The sequence below is a fragment of the Roseibium sp. QJM3NY_11 genome (assembly GCF_056173175.1).
Map to the genome: position 1 here is coordinate 433,341 of NZ_CM149660.1, position 14,763 is coordinate 448,103.

The following is a 14,763-nucleotide window of genomic DNA, read 5'->3' on the forward strand; positions in this document are numbered from 1 at the left end:
TTTGATGAACCTTGCCCGTTACTGCCTGACCGCTGCCGCGCCGGATCCCGAGAAGACAGCTCTGGAAGTGATCGGCGCGGGCGGCACCGTTCTGGAACAATGGCACTACGGTGCGCTCACCGACGCGGTGCTTTCGGTTACCGCAGGACTGTCCGCCACCGGGCTCAGCCGGGGCGACCGTGTTCTGTTGCGGATCGGCCATTCCAGCGATTTTCCGCTGCTGTTCTTCGGCGCCATCGCCGGCGGCTATGTGCCGGTGCCAACGTCGCCGCAGCTGACATCCACGGAAACATCCTCGATTCTTGCCGACAGCGGTGCCCGGCTGGTGCTGCATGACGGCAAGACGGGCGTTCCGGAGACGGCCGGGGCCCGGCTTCTGGGTCCGGCGGATATCAGCGGCCTGAAACAGGCCACACCCGCTTCCTTTGCAGACACGGACGCTGAAGACCCCGCCTTTCTGATCTACACATCAGGCACCAGCGGAACACCCAAGGGTGTTCTTCACGCGCACCGGGCGGCTGCGGCACGCAGGCCCATGTACCAGGGCTGGTACGGGATGCGGGCGCGGGACAGGCTGCTGCATGCGGGTGCCTTCAACTGGACCTACACGCTGGGCGTCGGCCTGATGGACCCGTGGGCGAACGGGGCGACCAGCATCGTCTATGACGGCCCGCGCGATCCGGAGCTGTGGCCGGACGTGATCACGGTCAGCCGGGCGACGCTTTTTGCCGCCGTGCCGAGCCTTTACCGCCGGATCCTGAAATACGGTATGGTGAGCGCGCAGTCGTTTCCCGATCTGCGCCATGGCCTGACCGCCGGCGAGGCCCTGTCCGCAGGTCTTCATGAGGATTGGAAAAACCGCAGCGGCCGGGAGCTTTACGAGGCTCTCGGCATGAGCGAAATCTCGACCTATCTGTCCAGCGGCCCGGACACGCCGGTGAGGCCCGGATCACCAGGCAGGCCGCAAGCGGGCCGCAAGGTTGCGATCCTGCGCGAGACCGGTGACGAGGCCGGGTTCGCTGCCACGGATGAGGCCGGACTTCTTGCCGTTCATCGGGACGAGCCCGGGCTGATGCTGGGCTACTGGAACAGACCGCAGGAGACCAACGCCGCCTTTCGCGGCGACTGGTTCCTGACAGGCGACCGCGCCCGGCGGGACGATGACGGCTACTACTGGTACGAGGGCCGTGCGGACGATCTGATGAACGCCTTCGGCTACCGGGTTGCGCCGGAAGAGGTGGAACGGGTGCTGGCGGGCGATCCGCAGGTTCAGGAGGTCGCGGTGACCGCGGTTTCCGCCCGCGACGGTGTCAGCCTGATCACGGCTTTTGTCGTGCCGGTGGATCCAACTGCGTTCGATGCCGACCGGCTGGCCGCGCATGCCGCCGCCAATCTGGCGGAATACAAGCGTCCGAAAGACTACAAGGTCCTCAAGGAGCTGCCGCGCACCCCGTCCGGAAAGCTTCGCCGGACGGCTCTGCGCCGGCGCCCGGGCCCGTGACCCGGCTGAAGGCGTTTACGCACTTTTAACAGCCGGGCACTAGGATGATTCGCAACTAGGGAGTTTCTGATGGACAGCGTCGGCATCGCCAACACGTTCGTTGCGCAGAGCCAGGCCGAGACGGCCCAGGCGCTGCAGTCAAAAATGCTGAAAATGTCCGCGCAGCAGGATGCCAACCTGGTGGCGCTGCTGCAGCAGGGTGCTGAAAACCTGCAGTCGGCCCAGGCCGCTCCCGGGGCCGGTCTCGGTGCCCAGGTCGACGTGACTGCCTGAACGCCTTTCCCGACTTTCCGTCCCGAATTCTTAACACGATGGTCTGAATCGCCTCGCGCCGCGCGTGAATTCGACCGGATTCGCGGGATGCTTCACGGGCTTTCCCCTGCGTCGCTCCAAGGTGTGGATGCCGGCGACTGTCACTGATTTCAGTATCTTGCCGGGTTTCTCATAAAATTTTAAGTAAATCTTCGGAAGTGCATGGACACACCGGTAAGGAACCTGCCGGGTAATTCCTGGTGTTTACCTTTGAACCTGCCTGTATCTGTCAATATGTGTCAGCAAGATCGTATCCAGAGATTGGAACCCCGATGCCTGACGCAATACAGGGATCATATGCAGCATTTCAACCGTCTTTCGCCTCCGCGCAACCGGACCAGGTCGCGCAAAAGGCAAAGGCGATCAATGCCGGTCAGTCCGAGGTGGTTGCGCAAACCGTGCAGCGCCAGGCGGATTTCAGCAGCAGCCGCGCGGAGTTCCTGAGCCGTCAGGCTGAACAACTGGAAAACCGCGCGGAGACGCGCAACCCGGAAAACGGTCTCGGAAGTCAGGTCGACATTCTGGTCTAGAAACCGGTTTCAACAGTACGCCAAGGAGTATCTGATTATGGCGAGTGTATCCGACAGCACTTCTTCCTCGGCCGCCTACAGCGCGGCCAGCGTTCGAAACGAGCTGTCTGCGAATGCGGTCAAGGACCAGAACGATCAGGAACGCCAGGTGGCCGAAAGGCTTGACGAGGCCCAGGCGACCCAGGAACAGGACCGCCGCGAGCAGCGCCAGATCCCGGGTCTTGGAAACGCGGTCGACATCACGGTCTGATTAACCGACCGCCGGACACACGGGTTTGTGGGTCCGGTTTCAGGGAGCTTCAGGGGTGGTCACGAGAGCGGACTTTCAATCGGCATCGATTGAAGGTCCGTAAGTCGTTCTGCGCCACAAATCCTGTCGCCCCGCAAGCCGTCCGCTCCCAAAAAGTTCGGGCTAAACAGTTGGGGCTGCCGGCGCGGTCACCGGAACGCAGGGTGTCTCACGTTCCAGCAGCCTTCATGGCGCTCTCGATAAGCGCCTTTGCCTCGCCGGAGGCCCATTCGGCGGGGCCGTACATGGTGCCGACTTCGCAGCCCTCCGGTCCGACCAGGATCGTTGTCGGCAGCCCGGTGGCGCGGGCGACCTTCCTGAGATCCTTCAAAAGCCGGTTCGAACTGTCCTGGTAGAAGGCGAGATTTCCGACGCCGATTTCGTCCAGGAAAGCTTTGGGCTTGTCCGGCCCTCCCCGGTCGAGGTTGACCGCAACCACCTCGAATTCATCGTTTCCGAGATCGGCCTGGAGCTGATCCAGTGCCGGCATTTCCTTCCGGCAGGGCGCGCACCAGGTTGCCCAGAGATTGAGAAGCACCGTTCTGTCGGCGAAATCGGCCAGCGTTACCGGTGCGCCGTCGTCTCCCAGAAACGCAAGGCTGCGCAGATCCAGCGGCTGGCTCGCGGGCAGGAATGCGGCCACCTCGCCGGTGGCATGGGGCTTGACGGCACCGGCAGCCGCCAGTGCGGCCGTACAGCTTTGCGTGCCGGCGATATTGCCATTCGGACCAACGATCACGTATAGAGCCGCTACGGCGGCCACTGCACCAGCGAGCCCGGCGGCGATGATGCCGCGTCTCGAGGCTTTTGCGGGTTCGGTAGGCTTGGTCATTCGTTCACACCCCGACGGGGCGCCTTCTAAAGGACAGGACATGAGCAATCGCATGTGGGGAGGCCGGTTCGCCGAGGGACCGGACGCCATCATGGAGGAGATCAACGCCTCCATCGACTACGACCGGAAGCTTTATAGGCAAGACATCGACGGCTCGAAAGCCCATGTGCGCATGCTCGCTGAAAAAGACATCGTGACGCGGGACGATGCCGACAAGATCGTTCAAGGTCTAGACACAATCCTGTCAGAAATTGAAAACGGGACATTCACCTTCTCCCGGGCTCTGGAAGACATTCACATGAATGTGGAGGCCCGCCTGGCCGAGTTGATCGGCCCGGCCGCGGGCCGGCTTCACACGGGGCGCTCCCGCAACGACCAGGTGGCAACCGATTTCCGCCTCTGGGTTCGGGACACGCTCGACACGCTCGAAGCTCAGCTGAGCGAGTTGATGCAGGTTCTGGCCGAAAAGGCGGAAACGCACGCCGCCGTCGTCATGCCCGGTTTCACGCATCTGCAGTCGGCGCAGCCGGTCACCTTCGGCCATCATCTGCTGGCTTATGTGGAAATGTTCGGCCGCGACCGCAGCCGGATGCGCGATGCCCGCGCGCGCATGAACGAATGCCCGCTCGGCGCGGCGGCGCTGGCCGGCACGTCCTTTCCGATCGACCGTGCGATGACGGCCGAGGCGCTTGGCTTCGACCGCCCCTGCGCGAACTCCCTGGACGCCGTGTCGGACCGGGATTTCGTGATCGAGGCGCTGGCCGCGGCGTCGCTGACGGCGATGCACCTGTCCCGTCTGGCCGAGGAAATCGTGATCTGGTGTTCGGCGCAATTCGGCTTCGTCAAACTGTCCGACAAGTTCTCGACCGGGTCGTCGATCATGCCGCAGAAGAAAAACCCGGACGCGGCCGAACTGGTGCGGGCCAAGTCGGGCCGCATCTACGGATCGCTTCAGGCGCTGCTGGTGATGATGAAGGGATTGCCGCTGGCCTATTCCAAGGACATGCAGGAAGACAAGGAACAGGCCTTTGACGGCCTGGCCAGCATTTCCCTGGCGCTTGCGGCGATGACCGGCATGATGCGGGATCTGGAGCCTGCGGTGAAAACCATGAAAAAGGCTGCCGGGTCGGGGTATTCGACCGCAACGGACCTGGCCGACTGGCTGGTTCGCGTGCTCGGCCTACCGTTCCGGGACGCCCATCATGTCACCGGCAGGATCGTTGCGCTTGCGGTTGAAACCAATGTCGAGCTGCACAAGGTGCCGCTGGAGGACATGCAGGCGGTGGAACCGAAAATCACGGCGGAGATCTATTCGGTCCTGTCCGTCGACAAGTCGGTGCGCAGCCGCGTCAGCTACGGCGGCACCTCGCCGGTCAACGTGCGCAAGCAGGCGCGGCGCTGGCTCAAGGATCTGGCGCGGGGCTGAGGGTCTTGCCGAATGCGCCGTGTCATGCGAGGACAGGAACCGGCGCATGGCGTCAAGACACGGTCCGGGTCCGCGCGGGAGCGGATCAACCGGTACAAAGGGGCACAATGGCGATGACAACCCGGCTCAAACTCCTGGCTTTGCTCGGCCTTTGCCTGGGCCTGATCCTGACCGGGTGCGGCCGAAAGGGCAGCCTGGACGACCCGGGGGCGCCGGTGCCCGAGGCAGGCGAAGCCCTGGATCCGGCCGTGGCAGCGCCTGCGCCCGCGGTCCCGCCGGAAAACGACCGGTCCTTTCCGCTCGATTTCCTGATCCGGTAAGAGACCGGCGCAGCGGGCGACCGGGTCGCCCGTCAGGCAAGTGATGATTGACCCTGGAGCTCCCGCGTTCGGCGGAAAACGGACACGGTGCCCGACAGTTTGAACACGATCGACCTTCCTGATGCCGTGCCCGCAGCGTGGCATCTGGCGGTCCAGCCGCACGAGGCATTCCTTGCACCATTTTGATTACAAGAACGGCGAACTATACGCCGAGGATGTCGCAATCGCGCGGATCGCGCAGGAGGTCGGTACGCCGTTCTACTGCTATTCGACCGCCACGCTGTCCCGCCACTACCAGGTGTTTTCGTCCGCGTTCGACGATATCCCGTCCCTGGTCTGCTACGCCATGAAGGCGAATTCGAATCAGGCGGTGCTGAAGACACTGGCTCAGCTGGGCGCGGGCATGGATGTGGTATCCGAGGGCGAGCTGCGCCGGGCGCGGGCCGCCGGCGTTCCGGCCGACAGGATCGTCTTTTCCGGCGTCGGCAAGACCGAAGCCGAACAGACACTTGCGCTGGAAGAGGACATCCTGTGCTTCAACGTGGAGTCCGAGCCCGAACTCCGGCAATTGTCGCGGGTCGCCTCCGCGATGGGCCGAACCGCGCGGGTGTCCATGCGCATCAATCCGGATGTGGATGCCAGGACCCATGCCAAGATTGCCACCGGAAAGGCGGAGAACAAGTTCGGCATTCCGTGGCAGAGGGCCCGGGAAGTCTATGCCGAAGCCGCCGCGCTGCCCGGTATCGAGGTTTCCGGAATCGACATGCATATCGGCTCGCAGATCACCGAGCTGGAACCCTTCGACAATGCCTTTGCCCGCCTGGGCGACCTGATCTCGGACCTGCGTTCTCAGGGCCACAGGATCGATCACGTCGATCTCGGCGGCGGGCTCGGCATTCCCTATGTCACGGACAACAATCCGCCACCGCATCCGTATGCCTATGCCCAAGTCGTCAAGAAGCACGTGCGCGAACTCGACTGCAAGGTGATGTTCGAGCCGGGCCGCATGATCGCCGGCAACGCGGGGATCCTCGTGACTGAAGTCATCTACATGAAGGAAGGCGCGGACAAGACTTTCGTGATCGTCGATGGTGGCATGAACGACCTGATCCGGCCAACACTCTATGAGGCCTATCACGAGGTCCGTCCGGTCCGTGAAACGGTGGATGGCACGGAGCGAATCAAAGCGGACATTGTCGGGCCGGTCTGCGAAACCGGCGATTATCTGGCCCAGAACAGGGATATGCCCAGGGTCGTTGCGGGCGAGTTGCTGGCGGTCTATTCCGCGGGCGCATACGGCGCGGTTCAGTCCAGTACCTATAATTCGCGTCTTCTGGTCCCGGAAGTGCTGGTAAACGCTGATCAATTCGCGGTGGTTCGGCCACGGCCGAGCTACGAGGACCTGATCGCCCTGGACCGTATTCCGGACTGGTTCAACGGTTCGTGACACAATCTTCCGGCAATTAGTTGTTCCGACAGGTTGCCGGACGGCTTCCTTTGCCTCACTTTATTGGGGGTGGGCAGGTTCCGCAGGCTGATTTATCCGGGTCGACATATCCGGATTGACTGCCGGTTTGCGGGGCTGGTGTGGAGATCTTGATATGGAGTTCGTTCGGCTGCGGCCGCCGGAATGCATTCCGGGATCGTGATCCACGCCGACAATACCAACTTGCCAGTCACCCTTCGGGCCTGAAGTCCGTTCAAGGCATGCCGGGAATCGGGACAAACTTCAGATCCGGGTGACAGGAACCGGAGGCGCCATTGAGCCCGACTGACAGCAATCGAGATCCCGCCCGGCCGACGCTGCCCGAGGCTGCCGGATGGCGGGCCTTTGTCAGATCCCGCCTCGACCGTATCGTCCGGCACAGCCGCTGGGCCTTGTTTGTGGAACGCCTCTGGCGTGCCGCGCTCCCCGTTCTCGTTGTCATTGGCGCTTTTGTCGGCCTGTCCTGGCTCGGCCTGTGGCTGGTTCTGCCGGTCTGGGCCGGCCCGCTGGGCGTTGTCGCCTTTGCCGGCGCCGCGTTCTATGCCGGGAAGGATCTGCGGCACCTGTCCTGGCCCACGCGCGAAGAGGCTCTTGGCCGGGTCGAGCAGGCCTCGGACCTTTCGCACCGTCCGCTGACCGCGCTCGAGGACGAGCTGTCGATCGGAACCGACAATTCGGAAAGCCAGGCCATCTGGGCGCTGCATCAGCGCCGGACAGCGGCGGCCATTGCGGCGGTCCGCTCCGGAGCACCCGACCCACAGGCCTACCGGAAGGACCCCTGGGCGCTGCGTGTTCTCGCCGCCTGTCTGCTTGTCATCGGATTTTCGACCGCCAGCGGCGATCATGCCGGACGTCTGGCCTCCGCCTTCCAGAACCCGTTCAAGACTGTGGACCCCCCCAGCCGGCTGGACGCCTGGGTGACGCCGCCGCTTTATACCAACGAACCGCCGATCTATCTGAGCGGGGAAAGCGCCCGGTTGCGCGAGCCCGGTGCGCCGGTCTCCGTTCCGGAGGGGTCTGTTCTGGTCGTCAGAAGCCAGGGTGCCCGCGAACTTGCCATGACCTTCGCCACGGTGGACGATGACGAGCCGCAGGTGATCGAACCGGATGTTCTGACCGAAAACCCCGACGAGGAGCTGGCGCACCTGCTGCCGGTCGAGCGGCGCCTCGAGCTGGAGACCGCCGGAGTGGTCGAGCTTCTGATGGGCGGTGAGCGGCTGCACAGTTACGTCTTCGCGGTCCGACCGGACGATTCACCGGAGATCCGTCTGACCGACGATCCGGAGCCACAGCTTAGCGGTGCCCTGAAATTCTCCTACCTGGTCAAGGACGATTACGGCGTGGTCGCGGCCGAAGCCCGCGTCGCTCCGTTGCCCGATCCCGATGACGGCGACCGGGTTCCCAGGCCACTGGTGGACGCACCGCAGTTTCCGTTGTCGCTCCCGCCCCGGGCGGGAACGGCCAAAACGGCTGAAACGATCCGCGACCTGACGTCTCATCCCTGGGCGGGATCGGAGGTCGACCTCATTTTGAGCGCGCGCGATCAGGCCGGTCAGGAAGGCGTGTCGCCCGCCTACCGGATCGCCCTGCCGCAGCGCCGGTTCGGCAAGCCGCTGGCGCGGGCGGTCGTCGAGCAGCGCCGGAACCTGGCCCTCGATGCCCAGAACCAGGTGGAAATCATCACCGCTTTCGATGCCCTCATGCTGGCGCCGCAGGCCTTCGACTTCAAGGCACGCAATTACCTGGGCATGCGGTTTGCCTATGGACAGCTTGTTGCCGCGACAACGGACGAGGAGCTCAGGGAGCTGCTGCCGCTGTTGTGGGATCTTGCCCTGTCGATCGAGGATGGCGACCTGTCGGCCGCCGAGCGCAAGTTGCGCGAGGCTCAGGAGGCGCTGCGCAAGGCGCTGGAGGAAGGCGTCAGCGAGGAAGAGATCGCCAAGCTGACGCAGCAGCTTCGGGAGGCCTTGAACGAGTACATGCAGGCGCTGGCCGAGCAGATGCGGCAGAACCCGCAGGCGATGCAGCCGTTTGACGGCAACCAGCAGACCCTCGATCAGCAGGACCTGAGCGAGATGCTCGACCGGATCGAGGAGCTGGCCCGCACGGGATCGCGGGACGCCGCGCGCGAACTGCTCGCGCAGATGCAGCAGATGCTGGAGAACCTGCAGGCGGGGCGGCCGCAAATGATGCCCAACAGCATGAGCAGCGAAATGATGGAAATGCTCAACCAGCTCGGGGAAATGATCCAGCAGCAGCAGCAACTGATGGACGAGACGCACAAGTTCAATCAGGACCAGCAGCAGCAGCGCCAGGGGCAGCAACAGCAGGGACAGCAACAACAGGGACAGGGCCAGCAGCTTACCCAGGAACAGTTGCAGCAGATGCTTGAGCAGCTTCAGCAGGGACAGGGCGATCTGGCTCAGCAGCTGCAGCAGCTCATGGAGCAGCTCAATCAGAACGGCATGGGCCAGAACGAAGCGCTTGGCGAAGCCGGTGAGTCCATGGGCCAGGCGGAGCAGTCCCTGGATGGCGCCCAGGGTCAGCAGGCGCTCGGTCAGCAGGGCGACGCTCTCGATGCCCTTCGGCGCGGCGCGCAAGGCATGACCGAACAGATGATGGGCCAGGGAGAAGGTCCGGGGTCACCGGGCGGTCTGTCTCCGCAGGACGAGGACCCGCTGGGGCGGCCGCGCCGGGCGGAAGGTCCCGATTTCAACAACCGTGTGCGCATTCCCGATGAAATCGACGTGCAACGGGCGCGCCGGATCCTTGAGGAATTGCGCCGTCGCTTCTCCGATCCGTCCCGGCCGAAGCTGGAACTGGATTACCTGGAAAGGTTGCTGAAGCGGTATTGACGGCGAGGCACGGGCCTGGTCCGGAGTCTGACCGGTCTTGGGTCAGAACCGGGCCAGAAACCGGGTTGGCATTATCGGATTGGAATCGGGCGAGCAAGGGAACTGCCGCGCCGTTGTCCAACCGGAGAATTTCGCGGGATCGGCGCCGTCTTCAGGCGTAGCGACGGGTGGTGGCCTGCGGCAGTTCGCCATTGATGGCGTCACGCACCGCCTTGCGGATGTCGGCAAGGGAAAACGGTTTGGTGATCACGTCATGCACCAGGGCGTCAAGGCCATTGGCACGTTCGCGCTGGTCGGCGAAACCGGTCATCAGCAGGATCGGGAGCTTCGGATAGTCGCGCGCGGCGTGCAGGGCCAGGGCTATTCCGTCCATGACCGGCATCTTGATGTCGGAGAGAAGCAGATCGTAAGCGCCTTTTTCCCGGCCCAGCTTTTCCACAGCTTCACCGCCGTCTTCCGACGCATCAACGGAATGTCCGTCCAGTTCAAGTGCGCGCTTAACGAAACTGCGGACAGCTTCATCGTCTTCGGTAAGAAGAATGCGAGCCATGCTCACTCTCCTGTTGTGCCGTCCGTTGCACCCTCCTCCGGTGCAACAACGTATCCAATATAGGGCAACTGCCGCCAAGCGTGGCCCATATCCATCCCATATCCGACGACAAACTTATCAGGACAGGCAAACCCGACATAGTCGGCAGATATGGCAGCTTTGCGGCGCTCCGGTTTGTCCAGCAAGGTTGCGACCTTGACCGAACGGGCGCCCCGGTTTTTCAGCCTCTCTCTCGCAAAGGTCAGCGTGCGGCCCGATTCAAGGATATCATCCACCAAAATGATATCGCGGTCGTTAACGTCACTTTCGACATCGCGCAATATCCGGATGGTGTCGGAGCCTTCGGTCCCTGCACCGTATGAAGACAGGTGCATGAACTCCATTTCCGGCTGCAGGCCCGCGCGGTGCATGGCGCGCACCAGGTCGGCGGCGAAGATGAAACTTCCCTTCAGCACCGCGACCACCAGAAGGTCATGCGGTTTTCCTTCCGCGATTTCCTCCGCAAGCGCGCCGACGCGCAGGGAAATAGCGTCTTCATCGAACAATGTACGAATATGTGCGGTCATGATCACTCGAGAACTATCTGGCGTTTGCCGCGCTCGACAAACCGAACCTGGATATCGGTGGCGCTGCTGGGAGGGTCGGCTAATATCGTCCTGAACCGGGTCTCGTCCAGTGCATTCAGCGATTTTGTTCTCGGTTCCACCGTCCAGGCGTAAACTTCCTGCTGATCGGCGCTGCGGATGGACAGGCGGACCGCGGGGACGGTGTTGCTTTCTTCGAGCAGATTGCGGATCGATCCTTCGACAACGAGAACCCGCTTGCCGTCCTCAACTTCATTGAAGACCCGCAAATTGCGGAATTCGAGCCCGCGAAGGTTGACCTCCAGGCCGATCAGCTGAAACAGGCTGGCCAGGTCCGGAGACTGTTTCACGATATTGTCGCGCATCAGGACGAGCACGGCACAGACGGCCAGAACGCCGCCGAAGAGCATCACGCCTCCAAGCCGCCGGAAATTGCGCCGGAACAGCCAGCGCAGCAGGGCACCGATATGGTTTCTGCGAAACTTGTTCGGATTGACGATGATCTTCGGACGTTTCGCAAGGGACTCGATATCGGTCGAATTGCCGTCCTCTTCCTCTTCGTCCCGGAGATCCTCGGCAAACTTCGACTCGTCGGTGCTGGCCGGCGCTGGCGCTGGGGCTGGGGCTGGGGCTGGGGCTGGAGCCGGGTCCGGGGTCGCGGCAGCGGCCGTGTCGGGCGTCAATCCGTCTTCATCGCCCGCGTCGTCGTCTTCGCCGTCAACTGGGGCGGTTTCGGTGCTGTCGTCTTCGGCATCCGCAGCCCAGCCGGCCTCGTCCTCGTCCTCCGCTTCCGCCTCGGTGGGTCCGGCGGCGGGGGTGGCAGCGGCGGCGCTGCCGGCATTTCCGGCGCTCTCGTCCACAGAACCGAAGGCGACGTCAGCCTCTTCTTCGTCATTCGGCGAGACGAACCAGCGGTTGCCGCATTTGGCGCATTTGACACTGCGGCCTTCCGGGCCAAGTGCCTCTGCCTTGATTTCATAGGACGTACTGCAGTCCGGACATTTGATCTTCATGCGCGAAGACCTTTCGTCATGGCATGCTCAAACGGCTCGTTCTGGAACCGACGGGGCGAAATCCGGCATGAAATATTGGACAAAGGCCACCAAATACGATGTCGGGCTTTCAGGTCTCTAATGGACCTTTATATGATTAATGCAACGTTAACAGGCTGGCTATAGAGCGATAGCCGAACAGGGCCTTCCTCAGTAAGTTGTTTGTAATGGCGCAACCAGGGATGACAAGGTACACGGACAGGCGGGCAAGACGGCTGGCCCCCGGATCGCGGCCTGTCGCTGAAACGCGGGGCTATTGCCAATTCTTGGCCAATTGCGGGCCGTTGTACCCAGGCGCCGCTACAGGAGTATGTTCGTGATCCGCTTTGAAAATGTCGGATTGAGATACGGTATGGGCCCTGAAATCCTTCGGGACCTGTCCTTCGCCATCGAGCCGCAATCGTTCCAGTTCCTGACCGGACCATCGGGCGCGGGCAAGACAAGCCTGATCAGGCTCCTGTTCATGTCGCTCCGGCCGACGCGCGGTCTCATCAAGGTGTTCAATCGCGATCTGAGCGTGATCGACAAGCAGGAGCTGCCGAGGCTCAGACGCAAGATCGGCGTGGTGTTTCAGGATTTCAGACTGCTGGATCACCTGACCACCTATGAAAACGTCGCCCTGCCGCTGCGGGTGGTCGGCAAGGAGGAAGCGGAATACAGGTCCGACGTGATCGATCTTCTGAAATGGGTCGGGCTCGGTGAACGCATGCATGTGCTGCCACCCGTGCTTTCAGGTGGCGAGAAACAACGCGCGGCGATCGCGCGGGCGCTGATCACCCGTCCGGAAGTGCTGCTGGCGGACGAGCCGACGGGCAATGTCGATCCGCCCCTCGCCCGGCGGCTGTTGCGCTTGTTCATCGAATTGAACAAACTCGGCACCTCCGTCGTCATCGCGACCCATGACATCGCGCTGCTGGAACAGGTGGACGCACGTCGCATGGTTCTTGCCGACGGGCGCATTTCAATATTCGAGTAGGATCCAGGGGGAGACCGGATTTGACCGGGGTACGGACGAACAGCGTGCCAGTTTACCGCGGCAACCGGCCGACGGGGGCGTCCCGTCCGGGCCTCCTGCGCACCGCTCCGTTCGGCGATCGTCAGGCCTGTGCGAAAAGCCGTGACGGGCGACCCCACCCTCTTCAGCGCAACTAGGCGGCACAATGGCCCAGTCCGACGACACCGAAAAGAACAAGGGTTCGACCGCCAAGGTCAGTCCGCCGCGGCGGTCTGGACGGTCCAAGGGCCCGAGGCAGGCCAAGGGCCCGGGGCGCCCCGCCAAAAAGGCGGCGCCGAAGCCGAACAGCGAAGACCAGGGCGACGACGCCAAGCTGCGGCCGGTCGCGGCGATCGTGCCGCCGCAGTCGGTGGCCGGCCGGGCACTGACCCTGGTCGTCGCCATCATGAGCTTTCTGGCCTGTCTGACTGTCGGGGCGGTGTCGGTGGTCTGGGATGCTGCCGATGCCTGGCAGAACGATCTGGTCCGCGAGATCACGATCCAGATCCGCCCGACCGAGGGCGTGAACATGCTGCGCGAGATCGACAAGGCGGTTGCGCTGGCCCAGGAATTCCCGGGGATCGACTCGGTCCGGGCGCTGTCGGATGCGGAGACCAAGGCCCTGCTGGAGCCCTGGCTGGGCGAAGGGTTGCAGCTGGAAGGCCTGCCGGTGCCCCGGCTTATCCAGATCACCGTCGGCGACCCGGCGCTTTTGAACCTCGATCAGCTCAGCGCGGTGGTGTCGGACACCGTGACCGGCGCCAGTGTCGACGACCATTCCGTCTGGACATCGCGGCTGTCGGCCATGGCGGGGGCGGTGGTGGTCGGAGGTTTCGCCATCATGATTCTGGTGATGGCGTCCATGGTCCTGAGCGTCGTGTTTGCCACGCAATCGGCGATGGCCGGCAACAAGGACGTTGTCTCGGTGCTGCATTTCGTCGGCGCTGAAGACAGTTTCATCGCACGGGAATTCCAGAGGCATTTTCTGGTGCTCGGCCTGAAGGGAGGGGTCTCGGGCGGCGTGGCGGCGATCCTGTCTTTCGTGGTTCTCGACATGCTGACCCGCCAGGGGTCGGGTCAGGCCGGGTCCGATCAGCTGTCCGCCCTGTTCGGCAGCGTGTCGGTCAGTCTGCCGGGATATCTCGGTGTTTTCGGCGTCGTCTTCCTGGTTGCCATCCTCACGGCTCTCACTTCCGGCCTGGCGGTCAAGGCCCATCTGGCGAAAGTGGATTGATTTTTCTGACAGATTGCCGCGAAAATGGCCGAATCACTTATCATAGTTTCACCATGACGCACGCGGACACTGTCATAGATCAGGCTTTGAAGGACGACGCTTCGGACACCACGGAACGGGTCGCGGGCCGCCCCGTGCCGGTTCGCAGGAAGCGATTCGGCCTGCGAGTCGTCCTTGTCGCCGTCGTCACGGCCCTGATTGCGGGCACGTTCGGCCAGTTCGCCCTGTTTGCGCACAAGATTGCGACCGCAACGGTGCCAACAGCCTCGAACGCGGACGCCATCGTCGTGCTGACCGGTGGTCACGCGCGTGTCAGCGAGGCGGTCCGGCTTCTGGAAGAAGGCCGCGCGAACAGGCTGCTGATTTCCGGTGTTCATCCGGGCACGACACGCGAGCAACTGGCCAAGGTCACCGCATCGTCGATGCCGCTCAAAAAAAACAGCGTCGATCTGGACCGGGTTGCCCTGAACACGGCCGAGAATGCCACTGAAACGGCGAGCTGGGCCAGAAAGAACGGCTTCTCCTCGCTGCTGCTGGTCACCAGCGCCTATCACCTGCCCAGGGCGCGCGCGGAACTGTCCGGAGCGCTGCCGTCCGTCGACCTTATTGCCTACCCGGTTTTCTCCAAGGAACTCAAACTGGACACCTGGTACATGGAGCCGGCCACAATCCGGCTTCTCATGCGTGAATATGTGAAGTATATCCTCGCCCGACTTCGAATTACCGTGAAGGGTGTGCGCTGACGCGTTCAGACCACGACCGCGCGGTGGCAATTTTCCTGATCAGCGTTCACGGTGC

At 63.0% G+C, this 14,763-nt stretch carries 15 protein-coding genes; 11 read left to right on the forward strand and 4 right to left on the reverse strand.

Annotated features, from left to right (window positions below; translation table 11 throughout):
• Positions 1-4 precede the first annotated feature (4 nt).
• The 4 genes from AC0VX3_RS01970 to AC0VX3_RS01985 all read left to right on the forward strand — a co-directional run bounded on the left by AC0VX3_RS01970 (position 5) and on the right by AC0VX3_RS01985 (position 2,593).
• Positions 5-1,501, forward strand: coding sequence for a class I adenylate-forming enzyme family protein (locus AC0VX3_RS01970; protein ID WP_475523312.1), 1,497 nt, complete (start codon positions 5-7; stop codon positions 1,499-1,501).
• Positions 1,502-1,570: 69 nt separating this feature from the next.
• On the forward strand, positions 1,571-1,774 hold the full coding sequence (locus tag AC0VX3_RS01975) for a hypothetical protein (protein WP_342893407.1): 204 nt from the start codon (positions 1,571-1,573) through the stop codon (positions 1,772-1,774).
• A 311-nt stretch (positions 1,775-2,085) separates the two neighbouring features.
• Positions 2,086-2,343, forward strand: coding sequence for a hypothetical protein (locus tag AC0VX3_RS01980; protein ID WP_342893408.1), 258 nt, complete (start codon positions 2,086-2,088; stop codon positions 2,341-2,343).
• 37 nt (positions 2,344-2,380) lie between these two features.
• Entirely contained in the window at positions 2,381-2,593 is a 213-nt protein-coding gene (locus tag AC0VX3_RS01985; protein ID WP_342893409.1) for a hypothetical protein, read from the forward strand.
• Between the two features lie 208 nt (positions 2,594-2,801).
• On the opposite strand, the gene tlpA is transcribed toward AC0VX3_RS01985, so the two are convergent.
• The gene (tlpA, locus tag AC0VX3_RS01990; protein ID WP_475523313.1) at positions 2,802-3,464 is read right to left on the reverse strand and encodes a thiol:disulfide interchange protein TlpA; all 663 of its coding nucleotides are present in this window, start codon (positions 3,462-3,464) and stop codon (positions 2,802-2,804) included.
• 40 nt (positions 3,465-3,504) lie between these two features.
• Here tlpA and argH point away from each other — a divergent pair, with 40 nt between their 5' ends.
• From argH to AC0VX3_RS02010, 4 genes are all read left to right on the forward strand, one after another.
• Entirely contained in the window at positions 3,505-4,890 is a 1,386-nt protein-coding gene (gene argH / locus AC0VX3_RS01995) for an argininosuccinate lyase (protein ID WP_342893411.1), read from the forward strand.
• Positions 4,891-4,997: 107 nt separating this feature from the next.
• Positions 4,998-5,210 (forward strand): lipoprotein, encoded by a 213-nt coding sequence (locus AC0VX3_RS02000; protein ID WP_342893412.1) that lies wholly within the window; start codon positions 4,998-5,000, stop codon positions 5,208-5,210.
• A 172-nt stretch (positions 5,211-5,382) separates the two neighbouring features.
• On the forward strand, positions 5,383-6,657 hold the full coding sequence (gene lysA, locus AC0VX3_RS02005; RefSeq protein WP_475523314.1) for a diaminopimelate decarboxylase: 1,275 nt from the start codon (positions 5,383-5,385) through the stop codon (positions 6,655-6,657).
• 314 nt (positions 6,658-6,971) lie between these two features.
• Positions 6,972-9,551, forward strand: a complete 2,580-nt coding sequence (locus tag AC0VX3_RS02010; RefSeq protein WP_475523315.1) for a TIGR02302 family protein — start codon at positions 6,972-6,974, stop codon at positions 9,549-9,551.
• Between the two features lie 151 nt (positions 9,552-9,702).
• Here the strand turns inward: AC0VX3_RS02010 and AC0VX3_RS02015 are convergent, their stop codons facing one another.
• Genes AC0VX3_RS02015 through AC0VX3_RS02025 form a run of 3 tightly spaced genes read right to left on the reverse strand, consistent with a single transcriptional unit; the run spans position 9,703 to position 11,698 of the window.
• Complete coding sequence (locus tag AC0VX3_RS02015) at positions 9,703-10,101, reverse strand: response regulator (RefSeq protein ID WP_348144381.1); 399 nt, start codon at positions 10,099-10,101, stop codon at positions 9,703-9,705.
• Between the two features lie 2 nt (positions 10,102-10,103).
• Complete coding sequence (gene hpt, locus AC0VX3_RS02020; protein ID WP_342893416.1) at positions 10,104-10,667, reverse strand: hypoxanthine phosphoribosyltransferase; 564 nt, start codon at positions 10,665-10,667, stop codon at positions 10,104-10,106.
• Positions 10,668-10,669: 2 nt separating this feature from the next.
• A complete protein-coding gene (locus tag AC0VX3_RS02025; protein ID WP_475523316.1) occupies positions 10,670-11,698 on the reverse strand; it encodes a zinc-ribbon domain-containing protein in 1,029 nt (342 codons plus the stop codon).
• A 355-nt stretch (positions 11,699-12,053) separates the two neighbouring features.
• Between AC0VX3_RS02025 and ftsE the strand changes: the two genes are divergently transcribed.
• The 3 genes from ftsE (at position 12,054) to AC0VX3_RS02040 (ending at position 14,708) form a co-directional block, all read left to right on the forward strand.
• Entirely contained in the window at positions 12,054-12,713 is a 660-nt protein-coding gene (gene ftsE / locus AC0VX3_RS02030; protein WP_342893418.1) for a cell division ATP-binding protein FtsE, read from the forward strand.
• A gap of 184 nt (positions 12,714-12,897) precedes the next feature.
• Positions 12,898-13,965 carry a cell division protein FtsX gene (locus AC0VX3_RS02035; protein ID WP_475523317.1) on the forward strand — a complete coding sequence of 356 codons (1,068 nt, stop codon included), beginning with the start codon at positions 12,898-12,900 and terminating at the stop codon, positions 13,963-13,965.
• Positions 13,966-14,018: 53 nt separating this feature from the next.
• A complete protein-coding gene (locus tag AC0VX3_RS02040; protein ID WP_475523318.1) occupies positions 14,019-14,708 on the forward strand; it encodes a YdcF family protein in 690 nt (229 codons plus the stop codon).
• The last annotated feature ends 55 nt before the right edge of the window (positions 14,709-14,763 follow it).

Coding starts and splice junctions, on each gene's coding strand:
- AC0VX3_RS01970 (WP_475523312.1), top strand. CDS start 5: ATGAACCTTGCCCGTTACTGCCTGACCGCTGCCGCGCCGGATCCCGAG.
- tlpA (WP_475523313.1), bottom strand. CDS start 3,464: ATGACCAAGCCTACCGAACCCGCAAAAGCCTCGAGACGCGGCATCATC.
- AC0VX3_RS01975 (WP_342893407.1), top strand. CDS start 1,571: ATGGACAGCGTCGGCATCGCCAACACGTTCGTTGCGCAGAGCCAGGCC.
- AC0VX3_RS02025 (WP_475523316.1), bottom strand. CDS start 11,698: ATGAAGATCAAATGTCCGGACTGCAGTACGTCCTATGAAATCAAGGCA.
- AC0VX3_RS02035 (WP_475523317.1), top strand. CDS start 12,898: ATGGCCCAGTCCGACGACACCGAAAAGAACAAGGGTTCGACCGCCAAG.
- AC0VX3_RS02000 (WP_342893412.1), top strand. CDS start 4,998: ATGGCGATGACAACCCGGCTCAAACTCCTGGCTTTGCTCGGCCTTTGC.
- AC0VX3_RS01985 (WP_342893409.1), top strand. CDS start 2,381: ATGGCGAGTGTATCCGACAGCACTTCTTCCTCGGCCGCCTACAGCGCG.
- AC0VX3_RS02015 (WP_348144381.1), bottom strand. CDS start 10,101: ATGGCTCGCATTCTTCTTACCGAAGACGATGAAGCTGTCCGCAGTTTC.
- hpt (WP_342893416.1), bottom strand. CDS start 10,667: ATGACCGCACATATTCGTACATTGTTCGATGAAGACGCTATTTCCCTG.
- AC0VX3_RS02040 (WP_475523318.1), top strand. CDS start 14,019: ATGACGCACGCGGACACTGTCATAGATCAGGCTTTGAAGGACGACGCT.
- argH (WP_342893411.1), top strand. CDS start 3,505: ATGAGCAATCGCATGTGGGGAGGCCGGTTCGCCGAGGGACCGGACGCC.
- AC0VX3_RS01980 (WP_342893408.1), top strand. CDS start 2,086: ATGCCTGACGCAATACAGGGATCATATGCAGCATTTCAACCGTCTTTC.